This is a genomic window from Aeromonas sp. S18(2024), assembly GCF_041402525.1.
Lineage (GTDB): Bacteria > Pseudomonadota > Gammaproteobacteria > Enterobacterales > Aeromonadaceae > Aeromonas > Aeromonas enteropelogenes.
The window spans coordinates 100,222-115,456 of sequence record NZ_JBGLQV010000001.1; the positions used below are offsets into that span (position 1 = coordinate 100,222).

11 protein-coding genes are annotated in these 15,235 nt (G+C 58.2%); 3 read left to right on the forward strand and 8 right to left on the reverse strand.

Annotation, left to right across the window (positions count from 1 at the left end; all coding sequences use genetic code 11):
- Positions 1 to 75: 75 nt before the first annotated feature.
- From ACB034_RS00415 to ACB034_RS00425, 3 genes are all read right to left on the reverse strand, one after another.
- A complete protein-coding gene (locus ACB034_RS00415; protein ID WP_371171791.1) occupies positions 76 to 1,179 on the reverse strand; it encodes an ElyC/SanA/YdcF family protein in 1,104 nt (367 codons plus the stop codon).
- A gap of 253 nt (positions 1,180 to 1,432) precedes the next feature.
- Entirely contained in the window at positions 1,433 to 2,185 is a 753-nt protein-coding gene (locus ACB034_RS00420) for a DNA/RNA non-specific endonuclease (protein WP_338610435.1), read from the reverse strand.
- Between the two features lie 240 nt (positions 2,186 to 2,425).
- Positions 2,426 to 4,318 carry a PTS fructose transporter subunit EIIC gene (locus ACB034_RS00425; RefSeq protein WP_371171792.1) on the reverse strand — a complete coding sequence of 631 codons (1,893 nt, stop codon included), beginning with the start codon at positions 4,316 to 4,318 and terminating at the stop codon, positions 2,426 to 2,428.
- Positions 4,319 to 4,839: 521 nt separating this feature from the next.
- On the opposite strand from ACB034_RS00425, the gene ACB034_RS00430 reads away from it, so the two are divergent.
- Complete coding sequence (locus ACB034_RS00430; RefSeq protein WP_167335316.1) at positions 4,840 to 4,989, forward strand: hypothetical protein; 150 nt, start codon at positions 4,840 to 4,842, stop codon at positions 4,987 to 4,989.
- A 93-nt stretch (positions 4,990 to 5,082) separates the two neighbouring features.
- Here ACB034_RS00430 and ACB034_RS00435 read toward each other — a convergent pair whose 3' ends face one another.
- The 3 genes from ACB034_RS00435 to manA all read right to left on the reverse strand — a co-directional run bounded on the left by ACB034_RS00435 (position 5,083) and on the right by manA (position 10,553).
- Positions 5,083 to 5,589 carry a hypothetical protein gene (locus tag ACB034_RS00435; protein WP_371171793.1) on the reverse strand — a complete coding sequence of 169 codons (507 nt, stop codon included), beginning with the start codon at positions 5,587 to 5,589 and terminating at the stop codon, positions 5,083 to 5,085.
- A gap of 269 nt (positions 5,590 to 5,858) precedes the next feature.
- On the reverse strand, positions 5,859 to 8,537 hold the full coding sequence (locus ACB034_RS00440) for a GH92 family glycosyl hydrolase (protein ID WP_371171794.1): 2,679 nt from the start codon (positions 8,535 to 8,537) through the stop codon (positions 5,859 to 5,861).
- Positions 8,538 to 9,341: 804 nt separating this feature from the next.
- Positions 9,342 to 10,553, reverse strand: coding sequence for a mannose-6-phosphate isomerase, class I (manA, locus tag ACB034_RS00445; protein ID WP_371171795.1), 1,212 nt, complete (start codon positions 10,551 to 10,553; stop codon positions 9,342 to 9,344).
- Positions 10,554 to 10,682: 129 nt separating this feature from the next.
- Here manA and ACB034_RS00450 point away from each other — a divergent pair, with 129 nt between their 5' ends.
- Together ACB034_RS00450 and icd are read left to right on the forward strand one after the other, a co-directional pair.
- The gene (locus ACB034_RS00450; protein ID WP_042028557.1) at positions 10,683 to 11,558 is read left to right on the forward strand and encodes an AraC family transcriptional regulator; all 876 of its coding nucleotides are present in this window, start codon (positions 10,683 to 10,685) and stop codon (positions 11,556 to 11,558) included.
- Between the two features lie 166 nt (positions 11,559 to 11,724).
- Complete coding sequence (gene icd, locus ACB034_RS00455) at positions 11,725 to 12,978, forward strand: NADP-dependent isocitrate dehydrogenase (protein ID WP_371171796.1); 1,254 nt, start codon at positions 11,725 to 11,727, stop codon at positions 12,976 to 12,978.
- Positions 12,979 to 13,055: 77 nt separating this feature from the next.
- Here icd and ACB034_RS00460 read toward each other — a convergent pair whose 3' ends face one another.
- Together ACB034_RS00460 and ACB034_RS00465 are read right to left on the reverse strand one after the other, a co-directional pair.
- The gene (locus ACB034_RS00460; protein WP_371171797.1) at positions 13,056 to 14,510 is read right to left on the reverse strand and encodes a SulP family inorganic anion transporter; all 1,455 of its coding nucleotides are present in this window, start codon (positions 14,508 to 14,510) and stop codon (positions 13,056 to 13,058) included.
- Positions 14,511 to 14,907: 397 nt separating this feature from the next.
- Positions 14,908 to 15,084 (reverse strand): hypothetical protein, encoded by a 177-nt coding sequence (locus ACB034_RS00465; protein ID WP_124240153.1) that lies wholly within the window; start codon positions 15,082 to 15,084, stop codon positions 14,908 to 14,910.
- Positions 15,085 to 15,235 lie beyond the last annotated feature (151 nt).

The following is a 15,235-nucleotide window of genomic DNA, read 5'->3' on the forward strand; positions in this document are numbered from 1 at the left end:
TTTGGCAATAATAAAACCCGCCAAAGGGGCGGGTTTTATTGTCCATCACGGATGGTTCGCCTTGAAGCCGGGGGATCAGCGCTCCAGCAGGGGGGCGGAGCGGTAGCTCCACATGCCGTAGGTACGCAGGGCGTCGCGGTAGATGCCAAGCAGCTCGCTCTCGCTCGGGGTGGCCAGCTCCTTGAGGGGCTTGTCCGGGTAGCTGACACTCACCACCTTGATCCCGGCCGGGCCAATCTGATCGCAGGCGATCTCGAGCAGGGTCTGGCCACGGCGCACATGGCTCGCCGAGCTGACCAGCACGGCCTGGTCAATCTGGTGACGGGCCAGGGCATAGGCGCTGTAGAGGGCGTTGTCCACCGTGCTGGTGGCGTAGTTCTCCTCAATGAGGCGGCTGCGATCGATGCCGTGCTTCACCAGCCAGTCGGCCATCAGCTTGCCTTCGGTCTGGCGATTCTGCGGTACCCCGCCGGTCAGGATGATGAGGGCATCCGGATCCGCCTTGGCCAGCTCCAGGGTGGTCTGCAAGCGGCCGAGCAGGATCTTGTCCATGCTGCCGTCCGGATTCAGGGCATAGCCCAGGGTGACGATGGCCCGTTTGCCCTCTTTGGCCGCCTTGATCTGATCGTCCGTCAGTTTGGTCTGCAGCGGCGTGGAGGTCACCCGCTGCACCCGGGCGATGATCTCCTCCAGATCGGCGGCGCGTCCGCCGTTGCGATCGGCCACCCTGGCCAGATAGGTGCGCGATGCCTCCTTGTTGCCCTTCACCAGTTGCCAGATGGCGAGATAGGAGTTGATGTCGAGATCATCGGGCGCCACCGCCTGGGCCTGTTCGAACAGGGCGATGGCCCGGGTCAGGTTGCCGTTGTAAATCTGGGCATTGGCCGCCGAGATCAGCAGATCGGTGCGATAGGGCTCCAGCTGATAGGCGGCCAGCAGCCGCTCGGTCACCAGCTCCATGTTGCTCGGCATCTTGGCGGTAAAGCCGGCGTGGGAGATCTTGGCCGGGGATTTGTAGATCTGCAGCGCTTCGCCGAGCAGCATGTCCACCGCCTGGCGTTTGCTGACCAGAGTATTGAGATCGCTCTCCATCTGCATCGTGCTGTCGGCCGCAAGCAGGGGGAGTGGGGAGAGGGCCAGCAAGCCGCCTAACGTCAGGGCAATCAGGGTCTGTTTCATCTGTGATTCCTCTGTGTGGGCGCCATCAGGCGCCATATTTGCTATCAGATGCCGTGTGCTGCTTATAAATGCGTGATAATTCATCGGCTTATCAATAAACCTTGGCATTAAAAGCAAAGTGAGAAATATAACAGGAAAGGGGAGAGCAAACTGTGAGACAGGCCGGCAAGGCCGGGGATTGAAACCGCCCCCGGGAAGGGCGGGAGTGCAGGCCAGCCAGATGGCATGGCCTGCGTGAGCGCATCGGCAGTAATCAGTTCCACATGGGGGATACCCTGGCCTCCAGCGTCTCCTGCTGCTCGTAGGGCATGTCGCTGAAGAAGTCGAGCTGGGTCTGCTCTTCCACCTCGCGCACCGAGACGCGATAGTTGGCGATCTGGCTGGTGGGGATATCCTCTTGCGGCATGATGAAGGCGATGGCCTGCAGCCTGGCCGGGTCCATCACTATCTTGTAGTAGGCGCTCGGGATCATCACCCCGTTGCCGATGTACTCTTCCGAGTGGGTGAAGACGGGGCCGGTGATCACTTGCACATCCTCGCGTGCGATGGCCCACTGGCGCACCTTCTCCTCCAGAATGCGCCACGCCTTCTGGTTCAGGGCCGGCAGTTGCGGCGTCATGTTGGTCAACAGGAAGCTCTGCTTCATGGTCACCTCGGTGGCGGCCATGTCGGCTGCCGGAGCCTGGTGGCCACGGTCATAGCCGGAACGCTTGTAGTCAGCCAAGGTGGCGCGAAAGGCGACCGGCACCTCCTTGTCTTCGGCAAAGGCATCCTTGCGTTTGACCTTGCCCTGAGCGCTCTCGGCCGTCATCCGGTAGGAGACCCAGTTCGCCACCTTGTAGTCGTAGTTGTAGCCCGCTGCGTATCCCTGACGGCACAACTCCTGATCCGAGCCGGCCGGGGCGCCGAAGCGCACGTGATCGCCGCAGACAAAGCCAGCGGCAAAGCCGGGTGCGGCACCGAGGATGAGGGTGATAGCCAGAACCAATCTATTGATTTTTATCATTTTTGTGATGCTCCAGTTTAGTAGGCGGAGCCATTTGACATGAGATCTGACCAGCTATTCAATTGCTGTTTTTTTACACGAAGCGGATTTGTGACGGCGCGCCGGGATTTGGGGGAAGGGTAGTTAATGTGTTTTAAATCAGTGGTTTGCCATATGAGATGATGAAAAGTTGGTCGCCGCTAACAGAGCAGGGGCCCGTAATGGGCCCCTGCTGCTGGTGGCAAAGCATGTCACGGCGGATCAGGCCGCATCTTGCCCCGTGCTTGCCCGGGTGCGGGCCAGCAGCCCGTCCGGGTCATGAATCGCCTCCCGGATCTTGGTGTCGATCACCTCGATATCCTTGAAGCGCTCGCGGTACTTGATGGCCACGTCGTGGGCCAGGATGACGCAGCGGGCGTTGGCCACATCTTTGGCGGTGATGCGGTTGATGATGCCATTGGCGCCCTGGGTCTCCACCTTGAGCTTGATCCCCGCCCTGGCGGCTGCCTTCTGCAGGCTCTTGGCGGCGAGGAAGGTGTGGGCCACACCGGAGGGGCAGGCGGTGATGGCGAGTACGCCCGCTTCTCCTTCCGCCTCGATGGCCTGGTAGTCATCTGCTGTGCTCGTTTCCTCTTCCTCCTCGGTCACCGGTTTTTTCAGCAGGTTGACTATGATGGCGGTGGTCAGGGCACCGAGCAGGGTACCGACGATATAGCCTATCTTGCCCTCGACCACCGGCAGTACGATCCAGCCCCCCCAGGGGGCATGGTTGATGCTGTTCATCATGAAGCCGGTGACGTTGCCGACTATGCCCCCCGCGACGATGGCCGGAATGACCCGTACCGGATCGGCAGCAGCAAACGGAATGGCCCCCTCGCTGATGCCGATCATCCCCATGATGGCGGCTGCCTTGCCCGATTCACGCTCCTCTTTCTTGTATCTTTTCGGGGACATCAGGGTGGCCAATGCCATGCCGAGTGGCGGCACGCAGATGGCGATACCGACGCCGCCCATCAGCCAGGGCTGGGTATCGACCTGGGTCTGGGCGAACAGGGTCGCCACCTTGTTGACCGGGCCGCCCATATCAAAGGCGGTCATGCCCCCCAAAATGGTGCCCAGCATCACCTTGCCGGAGCCTGCCATGCCGGAGAGCCACTGGTTCATCGATTCCATCATGGCGGCAATCGGTGCACCAATTACCCACATGACGATGCCGCATACCAGGAAGGTGCCGATCAGCGGATAGATAAAGATGGAGCCGAGGGAACTCATGGAGTCAGGCAGCTTTATCCGCTTGAGCTGGTTGACCACAAAGCCGGCGATAAAGCCCACCAGAATGGCCCCAAGAAAACCGGTCTGATAGTGCTGTACCGCCACCCAGGAGCCGATCATGCCGGGGGCCAGGCCCGGTTTGTCGGCCAGCGAATAGGCGATATAGCCACCGAGCACGGCAGTAAAGAGAGTGAGTCCGGCGATCCCCATGGTCGCCATGTCCTTGAGAAAACCAGTCTCTGGCACGGCCCCTTTACCGCTCATCATCACGGAGAGGGACAGCAGCACGCCCCCCGCCACGATAAAGGGGATCATGTGGGAGGTACCAAACAGCAGATGCTGTTTCAGGGTCGCGAGCCGCTCCTTGAAGCCGCGCTCCCTGGCAGGTTCTTCTTCTTCGGTGGGGAGGGTTGCCTTGGCGGGTTGCGCCGCGCAGGATCCTGCCGAGAGCAGCGACAGCACCTCATCGACTTTGGTGGCTGCCTTCATTTGCTCGATAAAACCCGGCGCCAGCAGGCGGGTTGAGAGCTCGGCCAACACCTCGATATGGTGGTTGGCCCCGCCCTCGGGGGAGGCGATCATGAAAAACAGCTGGGCGGGCTGGCCATCTTCGGAGCCGTATTCGATCCCCTGCTGGCTGATCCCGATGGCAATGGTCGGACGGCGCACCGCGCCGCTCTTGGCATGGGGCAGGGCCACACCCTGCTCGAAGCCGGTGCAGTCAAGCTGCTCCCGGGCCCAGAGATCACTGATAAATTGTTGCCGATCCGACACGGCGCCATCGCGCACCAGCAACTCGGTCATCTCGTCAAACAGGGCCTCCTTGCTGGTTGCCCGTAATGCCAGGCAGATGAGTCCGTCATTAGTCATGGTGGGTAACATTTCACTCTCCTTGCTCTTCCCGAGCGTCATGAGGTGGGGTCAGTTGTCCCGAATATTGTTCTCCCCTTGCCGCCCTGCCGAAATCGGACAAATGTGCCGTTCACTGGATTTTTGTGCGCTATGCCCCGCCCTGTGACCCTGCTCGCACTTTTATTGAACCGGTTAATGTTCATTTATCTTAATTAATTGCATTTAAAAACAAATAGTTGCAGGCAGATTCTATAGATGGGGAATCAACTGCTGAGCAATGATTCAATAGGGATAAAAACACGGGATGGAGAATTGTGTGATGGCCAAGGCGTGAGCGAAATGTGAGCGGATAGACAGAAATCGGCGGCAGCCGTGGGTGGGCCAAGTGGGGCTTATGTGGAAAATAAAACAAAATTTTAGATTGGTTTTACCACAATCAATCGTTTATTTCGTTGGGCAGTTGCGCGATTCCGGATGTCAGAATAGGGGAGAGCAGGTTGGCCAAGTGCCGTCAGCCAGTGTGTAACTCTATGAATGAAGGAGACATTCTGATGGAAAAACTAGACCAAGAGATCGACACCATGCGTCAGGAGCTGGAGCTGCAGGGTCTGAAACAGGCCCACGACAAGTGGCAAGCCCGGGTCGATGAGCTGGAGCGCATCCGCTCCTCTGAGCCTCACTCTGAAGAGGCCGAGTATTAGCCCGCTCTGATGGTCGCAGTCCGTTTTTCTGAGATAGCGAAAGGATCGCCAGAATAACCCAACCCCCACCGCCCAGCGGGCCGTGGGGGTTAATTATTGCGGCCCGGCACCGTTTTGTGCCTGCCACTGCTGCAGGCGTTGTTTCAGTGAACCCTCGCCCGGGCTGATAAAATCATCCAGCAGAAAACAGCGGCGATCGCCGGCAGTTTTAAATTGAAAGAGGACGGCTCTTGGCTCTTGCCGGGTCTCCGAGAGCATAAAGCGGTAATCCATGCTGACCGAGACGATGCCATCCTGCTGGCCAGCCAGGCGGAAGGTGATGGGCTCGGTGACCTCGCCATCTTGCGCACTGATCCAGGGATCGGCATCGATAGCGCACACCTCCCCTTCGCCATTACACTTGGCTTCCTCGCTCAGCACGGCAAAAAATGCCGGTGTTAGCAGCGCTTTCACCTTTGCCGGTTCTGTGTAATAGAAGTCCCTGTGTTCACTCCAAAAAGCCTTGGCCAGCTTGACCGCGGCTGCATTGTCACAGGCGGCGTAACCTGGGCCACTCGATAGTGCCAAGAGTAAAAGTGATAACCCGGAATAGCGTTTCATGATGTTCTTCCTGAACGTGCGCAGGTAACGGACGAGCGAGGCCCATGGATATGGCAAAAATGCGTGATAGCCAGACGGGAATCATACCCAATGACACAATGGGTTAAAGCGCGAAATCATAAAGAGTTGCGGTGTATCAAGAAATGAACCGACGATAACTGTTTTGTGCGCGTGCGACATGGGAAGGACCAGCAGATTGGCCCTCCCCAAATATGATATGGAAGCGATTTATCGCCAGAAGGGGGGATTCTTCCCCCCTTAAAACCGTATTAACGGGATCCCTCGGGCATATCGCTTTCGTGCAAGAAGGTGCCGATGCCTTGTGCCGGTGGCAGATCTTCGGGTCGGGCTCCCCACTCCTTGTTGGGGGTATCTCCCATCACAAATTCCAGCTCACCGCCATTCATGATGTCGTCATGGGTCAGGTAGGTGCGCGTGAATTCGCTGCCATTGAGTCGTGCCGACTGGATAAAGATATTGTCGCGGCTGACATTTGGCGCCTTGACTGTGAATCTCTTGCCATTGCCCACATCGATGGACGCCGTTTCGAACATGGGCGTCCCTATCTCGTAGATGCCGGACGATGCATTGACCGGGAAGAAACCCAGCGCACGGAACACGAACCAGGCTGACAGTGTGCCGAAGTCATCGTTGCCACAAATACCGTCAGGGGTGTTTTTGTAACAGACGTTGGTTGTGTCGACGATGACGGCCTGGGTTTTCCAGGGTTGGCCAATGTAGTTGTAGAGATAGGGCACGTGGATATCCGGCTCGTTGCCCTGCACATGCTGACCCACATTGCCCGTATTGAAGATGGGGAACTGGTTGTCCGCTGCGTTGCGATCCGGGTAGGTGGTCCAGTATTCGTCCAGCCGCCTGGCAAACAAGTCGCCACGTTTCGCCGAAGGATCCTGCTTCTGGTCGAAGCGGGTCATCAGGTCGATCAGGCCTGAAATATCGTGCTGGACGCTGAACGAATATTGCCAGCCGTTGGACTCGGCAAACGCCCAGTTGAACATCTCCGGACGCCAGTTTTTGCCGACTTCCCGTCCCGTTTTCGGATCTACCCAGTTGGCGTCAATAAAGTTGCCAGCATAATCGCGGGCCTTGAACCAGCCTTTGTATTGGCCACCAAAGTCAAATTGCGCTTGCCAGTTGTTCGAGCGATCCGCGAACTCTTGATAGCGAGGATCGTCTTCACCAAATACGGTCTTGACGGATTGGGCGATGGCCCAGTCGTTCATGGAGTACTCCAGCGAATAGGATGCAGTCCAGGAGTCTTTGAAGGGAGAATGGGCCGCCCAGGGGTCAGAGGGGGGTTGATCGTGAAGCTGGGCCGGTACATAACCCTGCTCTTCGTACTCCTTGATCCACGCTACTCCCTGGCTGGTCGAGGCGCGCGCATCGGTCACCATGGCATTCACGAGGCGTTCCTTGATCTGCTGGCGCTCTGCATCATTAAAACCAAGGTCAATCATGCGTTTATCAAGGGAGCCCTTGGATAAAACGTCATGGATGACAGGGGTCGAATGCATGCCCATCATCATGCCGGTCTCATTGCCTTTGAGAGTCCATTCTGGCAAGCGCCCTTTACGCATGTTGCCCTCATCGTCGATCCACTCCTCTTCTGCATAGGAGAGCATGGAGAGGACGACATCCGCGAGACGATCCGGTTCCAGGATGGAGGAGAGAGGTTGCACGGCGCGATAGGTGTCCCAGAGGGAGAAGGTGTCATAGCGGGTAAAGTCGGCTTTACCGTCTCTGTTGGCATCGGCGGTACGAACTGACTCTTTCAGCGTCTCGGTCAGCTTTCCGTCTTGGGTGTTGCCATCGGGATTTGCGCCGCTTCCCTGATGCACCTGGCGGTAGCGACCATCCAAATCGGAGTAGATAGTCTGGCCGAGGTAGGCATGATAGAGCGCCGTGTAGAAGGTCTGTTTGTACTCTTCATCACCGCTAACCCGGATTTTTCCCAGCTCGTTTTCCCATTTCCGGGTGGCGGCTTGCCGGACATCATCAAATGTCATGCCAGCCACTTTGGTCATGTTGAGCGAGGCGCCTGATTTGCCCTCCTTGCCTATTTCGACGCTGGAGAGGGCCACCTTGGCCTCAACGGTCAAGCCCGTCGTCGAGGTATCAAATTCCACAAAGGTGCGGACAGGCTGATAATTGTCGATCGCCTCGTTGGCCATTTCCGTGGTGCTTTGCCTCGCGTCGATATAGCGATCCCGTTCTTTGTCGTAGTAGGCAAAGCGGATGTTTTTGATTGGCTGATTGAACTCCATCACGAAGAACTCTTTCTGGCTGGGGGCCCAGCCATAAGAGAAGCGATAGCCTTCGATGCGGTTATTCTCCTTGTCCCACTTCATCTCTGTTCCTGATGTGCCGTCGATAAAACTGACACCCAGGTTAATCACTATTTCGGATCTCTCATCGCGAGGAAAGGTATAACGATGGACACCGACGCGATCGCCTGCAGTCAATTCGGCCTTGATGCCGTAATCGAGCAGATCCACTTTGTAGTAGCCCGCCGTTGCCTGTTGATCCTTGTGACGATAACGGGATGCTTCGAGATTGCCCCCCTTCTCTATCTTGTAATCGGATCGCGAGTTGATGGGCATCACCAGAATATCATTCAAGTCGGTGGCACCCGCCCCAGAGAGATGGGTACGAGAGAAACCGGCGATGCGTCTGTCGTGATAGTAATAGCCGGACGTATATTCCCAGCCAACAGCCCCATTATTCGGGGAGAGCTGGATCATGCCGTGAGGGGTGGTTGCGCCAGGATAGGTATTGCCGAGATTACCCGTACCGATTAATGGATTGACGTAGCGGGTGACACCCAATTCGGGAGGGCTGACAGGATCTTGCGTGTCCTCCTTGCATCCGGCAATGACCATCAACCCGGCTAGGGTCGCACAAGCGAGCAGGAGAGGAGCCTGTTTCATAATAAACTCCGTTATATTGTGATTGGTGTGTGATGGAAAATAGGGGGGCTGAAAACTTTTTCAGATGCAGGGTATAGGAGTCAGATAGTATTTGGTTGCGAGTAGGATCACACTCTATTTAAAACAAATAAAGGTGTAATCTATGTCTTTGATTATTGCATCTAGTAATTATTATCACAATAACTACAAATATTGGTTTTAATGCGACAAATGGATAGAGAGGATTTTTTCATGCAATTGCATTGTGCAGCTATATACTCCTTCCTTTTGTGCGGAATTTTTATATTGGTATTCATATTGTTTCCCGACATAACGCATTGTTATATCTTGATTTTTAATAGATGGGTTTATTAAATCATGAGTTTTTATGAGCGTTATATTGGATGAGGTTTTATTCTGATTGGAAATAATTAAATGTCGCATGCTGTCGATACGTTGAAGTCGAGAGCGTGAGCCGGATCTTATAAAGACGCGGCAGGAAAAGTATGGATTAACGGGAACTGTCTGTTATTAACTAACGTATTCTTTTAGGTCGCAGCCATGGATAGGGTCATCATTAGATGCCGCTTGGCAGAAACGGCGATATCCCGGCTCAAGACGCTGACAGTTAATAACTGCTGGTTGATCCAGAAAATAGTCCCGCCAGTATCTAAACATGGGTTAAAAGACGACCCTTCCTGTGCGGTTGATGGGGCGAGGGCGAATCAGTTAAGTCAGGTGAACAGTAACGCAGAGAACAACCGCAAGGGCCATCCATGATGGCCCTTGTGCGTGTATCGGCTCTTTAACTCGCCGGTTCGCGCCTTAGTAGCGGTTGCCTGCGCGGGCGACCCGGCCTTCGGCCAGCAGTTGATAACTGCCGGTGGCGGCGGGGATAAAGGCGGATTGTCCCTTCTCGAGACACAGGGTGTCATCACCGCGCTTGAGGATGACGGGGCCGTCGATGGCAAACAGGATCTCGGCGCTGGCGGTGGTGAGCTGATGCTCACCCGCCGGATAGACGCTGAAGGTAAAGTCCGGTACCGGCACCTCGAAGTGCTGTACCGCACTCTCGCGGCGGGGGGCCAGCAGGATCTGGTCATCCGGCTTGGGCAGGCAGTGGGTGCAATCCAGGAGCTCGGCTACATCTATGTATTTGGGGGTGAGGCCGGCGCGCAGCACGTTGTCGGAGTTGGCCATGATCTCAAGGCCGGTACCGCGCACATAGGCGTGGGGGGTGCAGGCATCAAGGAACATCGCCTGACCGGGCTGCAGGGTTACCACGTTCAGCAAGAGCGGCGAGAAGAGCCCCACATCCCCCGGGTACTGGGCGGCGAGGGAGGTAATGAGGGCAAAGGTCTCTTCGTCCTGATGTTCATTGGCGTAGGCCAGCAGATCGATCAGCGCCGCCTCTTTGCGTACCCCTTCCAGCATCAACAACTGCTGGAAGAATTGTTGCAACCCGGCTTCGCCCTGATTGGCTGCGTGAGCGGCGGCAAGGGCCCCGGTCAGATCGGCGATAGCCGCCAGCTTGACCCGCTCGAACAGCGCCAGGATGGCGGGAATGGATCGAAAGCCGTTCATCGCCTGATACGGGGTGAGCGCGAACACCAGTTCCGGCTTGTGGTTGGGATCCTTGTAGTTGCGATTGGCTGCCTTGGGCGAGATACCGGAAGCCTCTTCCCTGGCAAAACCGGCTTCAGCCTGCGCCTTGCTCGGGTGCACCTGGATGGAGAGAGCCTTCTCGGCGCACAGCACCTTGAACAGGAACGGCAGGCTGCCAAAGCGAGCGAGGGTTGCCTCACCCAGCACGGCGGCCGGGGCACTCTCGATCAGGGTGGAGAGCTTTTGTACCTGATCGCCGCAGGTGATCTCGGAGCAGCCGTTGGGGTGTGCCCCCATCCACAGCTCGGCCTGGGGTTTGCCCTCCGGATTGGGGATCCCGAACAGGGTGGTGAGGGAGTCATGACTGCCCCAGTCGTAGCCTTGAATCGGGTTTTGCATCAACAGAAAGGAGGGCAAGACGCTACTGCTCATAAGAATGCCTCGTTTTAAGATGAAGAGGAGCGGGTGAAGAAAAGGGTGGCATTGATAGTCCGAGCCGGACTATAACATGGGCCATTGCGTGCGCCGCAACCGCTTGCCTCTCTCTTGATCAGGATCAGCATGTCACTCATTTTCAGCCAGTTGCTTGATGGTGCCCTCGGTGAACAGGTTCCGTTCGACCAAATCTGGTTCGCCAGTGAACAGGGTCTGCCCCCAAGCTTCAGCTATCAGGTCAACTTTCCCCGCCTCGAGCTGGTGTTCAGCGGCGAGTACCTTAACCAGGTGTGGGACAGGGAGGCTGGCAGCAAGGAGATTGGTGTGCAGCCCGGGCAGGCGCTCTATATCCCTCCCAACGGCTGGAACAAGCCGCTCTGGACCACCGACTGCTCCGTATTGAGCCTGCTGTTTGGCAAGCGCCAGATAGGGTTCAGCCTGGTGAGCAAACGCCGGGAAGAGCCCGATTTTTTCGACGTGCAAAAACACAGCATCATGGCCCGGGCGGGTCATGTGACGGAGCATATTCTGGGAGCGCTCAATGTGCTGGCCGAGGATCCCGGTCGTGCGCCTACTGACGATCTGCTGCTGCAGGCGCTGCTCACCAGTACGCGTCAGTTGCTGGCAGAGTCCGCCGTTGACAGGCCGCGGGGGGCGGATCTGTTTCACGGCATCTGCATCTATATCCAGGAAAATTTTCACCGCCCCATTACCCGCGACTCCATCGCTCACCGCTTCAATGTCTCCGCCAGCCATCTTTCCCACCTGTTTCGTGAGCAGGGCCATATGCGCCTGGCCGATTACATCAGCTGGGTGCGCATCGACCGGGCCAAATTCATGCTGAAAAAGTACCGCTTCCGCTTGGAGGAGGTAGCCAGCCGTTGTGGTTACACCGATGTAAATTACTTCTGCCGGGTGTTCAAGCAGAAGACGGGATTGACGCCGTCCCAATACCGCGCCCTGAGCCAACCCCAGACATTGGCCTGCGAGGCCGAAGGATAGCGACTGGCGCCAGAGCCGCGGCCGGGGCGGGATTGTGACCCGGATCGCCCGGGGGCTACCTCTTTGGTCTGACATGGGTGATCGCCATTTTATTATGAAAATGAATGGGCTAAGATGGCCGCGCGCAACGATCAGATTGATAACAAACGGAAGTTAGGAGATGCCGATGGAAAGCAAAGTAGTTATCCCGACCCAGGGCCAGAAAATCACAGTCGATGCCAACGGCAAGCTGCAGGTTCCCCACAATCCCATCATTCCGTTTATCGAAGGGGATGGTATCGGCGTGGACGTGACCCCGGCCATGTTGAATGTGGTAAATGCCGCGGTCGAGAAAGCCTACAAAGGCGAGCGCAAGATCGCCTGGATGGAGATCTATACCGGCGAGAAATCGACTCATGTCTATGGCGAAGGTGCCTGGCTGCCGGCCGAAACCCTGGATTTCATTCGTGAATACTGCGTGGCCATCAAAGGCCCCCTGACCACCCCGGTCGGCGGCGGTATTCGCTCCCTCAACGTGGCCCTGCGCCAGGAGCTGGATCTCTACGTCTGCCTGCGCCCGGTACGCTACTACGAAGGCACTCCTAGCCCGGTCAAGCACCCCGAGCTGACCGACATGGTGATCTTCCGCGAGAACGCCGAAGACATCTATGCCGGCATCGAGTGGAAGGCCGACAGCGACGAAGCCAAGAAGGTGATTTCCTTCCTGCAAAACGAGATGGGCGTGAAGAAGATTCGCTTCCCCGAGTCCTGCGGCATCGGCATCAAGCCCATGTCCAAGGCCGGTACCGAGCGTCTGGTGCGCGCCGCCATCGAGTACGCCATCGACAACGACCGTGACTCCGTGACCCTGGTGCACAAGGGCAACATCATGAAGTTCACCGAGGGTGCCTTCAAGGATTGGGGCTACGCCCTGGCCCAGAAAGAGTACGATGCCCAGCTGATTGACGGCGGCCCCTGGTGCTCCTTCAAGAACCCGAAAACCGGCAAGACCATCGTCGTCAAGGACGTCATCGCCGATGCCTTCCTGCAGCAAATCCTGCTGCGTCCGGCCGAGTATGACGTCATCGCCTGTATGAACCTCAACGGTGACTACATCTCCGACGCCCTGGCGGCCCAGGTCGGCGGCATCGGCATTGCCCCGGGCGCCAACATCGGCGACGGCGTGGCCCTGTTCGAAGCCACCCACGGCACCGCGCCGAAGTATGCAGGTCAGGACAAGGTCAACCCGGGCTCGCTGATCCTCTCTGCCGAGATGATGCTGCGCCACCTGGGCTGGACCGAGGCAGCTGACCTCATCGTCAAGGGGATGGAAGCGGCCATCGCCAACAAGACCGTCACCTATGACTTCGAGCGTCTGATGGAAGGCGCTACCCTGCGCTCCTGCTCCCAGTTTGCTCAGGACATGATCGACCAGATGTAAGTCTGTACAGATGCAAAAGGCCAGCCCCATGGGGCTGGCCTTTTTTATGGGCGTGTGGCGCCTGAAGCGGCGTTCGGTCAGGTCGCCGGGGCGAATCGACCGAGCAGGGCAGCGCTGGCGTCGCTCACCCCCGTCAGCTGCACCTCGGTGCCGGCCGCCTCGAAGCGGCGGCGCACCGTAGCCAGGGCCTCGGCGGCGCTGAGATCCCAGAAGTGGGCATCACTTACATCGATCACCACCCGCTCGAGGGATTCGCCGGTGTCAAAGCCGGCGCAGAACTGCTCGGTGCTGGCGAAGAAGACCTGGCCGTGCACCCGGTAGGTGCGGGTGGCGCCGTGGCGCTCGCTGTCGCTGTGCACCAGCAGGGTACGCGCCACCTTGTGGGCGAAGAAGAGACAGGCCAGCAGCACGCCGGTCAGTACCCCGAGAGCCAGGTTGTGGGTCACCACCACCACGGCCACCGTGCTCAGCATCACCAGGTTGGTGGCCAGCGGCGTCTTGTGCATGCGCAGCACTGAGCCCCAGGAGAAGGTGCCGATAGATACCATGATCATCACCGCCACCAGGGCAGCCATGGGGATCTGGCGGATCCATTCGTCCAGGAACACCACCATGACGATGAGCAGGGCCCCCGCCACCAGGGTGGAGAGGCGGCCACGGCCACCGGATTTCACGTTGATGACCGACTGGCCAATCATGGCGCAACCCGCCATGCCGCCCATCAGGCCGGCGGCGATGTTGGCCAGCCCCTGGCCCTTGCACTCGCGGTGGCGATCGCTGCGGGTGCCGGTCATGTCGTCGACGATGGCGGCGGTCATCAGGGATTCGAGCAGCCCCACCACGGCCAGGGCGGCGGAGTAGGGGAAGATGATGGCCAGGGTCTCGAGATTGAGGGGCACGTCGGGCCACATGAAGACCGGCAGGGTGTCCGGCAGGGCGCCCATGTCGCCGACCGTGCGCACCTCGAGGCCGATGCCGACGCTGACCGCGGTGAGCAACACGATGCACAGCAGCGGCGAGGGGAGCAAAGTGCCGATGCGCGGCAGGCGCGGGAACAGGTAGATGATGCCAAGCCCGGCTGCGGTCATGGCGTAGACCTGCCAGCTGACGTCGGTCAGCTCCGGCAACTGGGCCATGAAGATGAGGATGGCCAGGGCGTTGACAAAGCCGGTTACCACCGAGCGCGAGACGAAGCGCATCAGGGCGCCGAGGCGCAGGTAGCCGGCCAGGATCTGCAGCAGGCCGGTGAGCAGGGTGGCGGCCATCAGGTACTGCAGACCGTGCTCGCGCACCAGGGTCACCATCAAAAGGGCCATGGCGCCGGTGGCGGCGGAGATCATGGCCGGGCGACCGCCGGTGAAGGCGATGATGACGGCGATGCAGAAGGAGGCGTAGAGCCCCACCTTGGGATCGACGCCGGCGATGATGGAGAAGGCGATGGCCTCCGGGATCAGGGCCAGGGCCACGACTGTGCCCGACAGCAGATCCCCCCTGATGTTGCCAAACCACTCTTGTCTGATGCGCTCACGCATGGATTGTTCTCGCTCGTTGCTGGCGCCCTAGGCGCTCATTGTTTTTGTGGGCGCGGTCGCCGCGCGGCGCGCGACTCTAACAAAGGGGAGGGGGAGGGGCAAGGCGGAAGTGGGGTGATGTGGCGGCGTACCACTCATTTCAATCGTGCTTGGGTAGTTGAACCGTTGAGGCGACATGCCGCAGGAGAGGCGAAAGAGAGTTTTATGGCTGTATGCGTGCGCTGTGCAAGGGCTAGAGCCGAGGCTTCTGTCGTCTGGTGCGAACTGATGGCACAGGGATGACATCGACATCAGGTTGCCGCGATTGGCAACAAAACGGAGATGAGGAGGGGAGCCGGAAAGGGTAAACAAAAGAAAGCCTTGCAGCTCGGGGGCTGCAAGGCAAGGAATCGGATGATTAAGTGGTTCTTTCCAGATGGTGCTGGTAGATCTGCTGCCACTTGTCCAGCTCGGCCTCATCCCCTTGCTGCTGCCAGAACTCGCAGATGGAGCTGGCCAGCTCGGAAGCCATGGCATGGTCACCGTCACGACGGCTCATCAGGTATTGTCCCAACCAGCTTTGATATTGCTTCATTGCACGATCTCCTTATCAAATTGACGATTGAAACCCGTGTTGTGTGGCCAGTCGCTCGTCCCGCGCTGACGCTGCGTGGCCGCTCCTGCCACACCACAGCTGTTGCGTTTGCCTGTCTGGGGCATTGTTTTCATACGAAGGGAAACCCGGC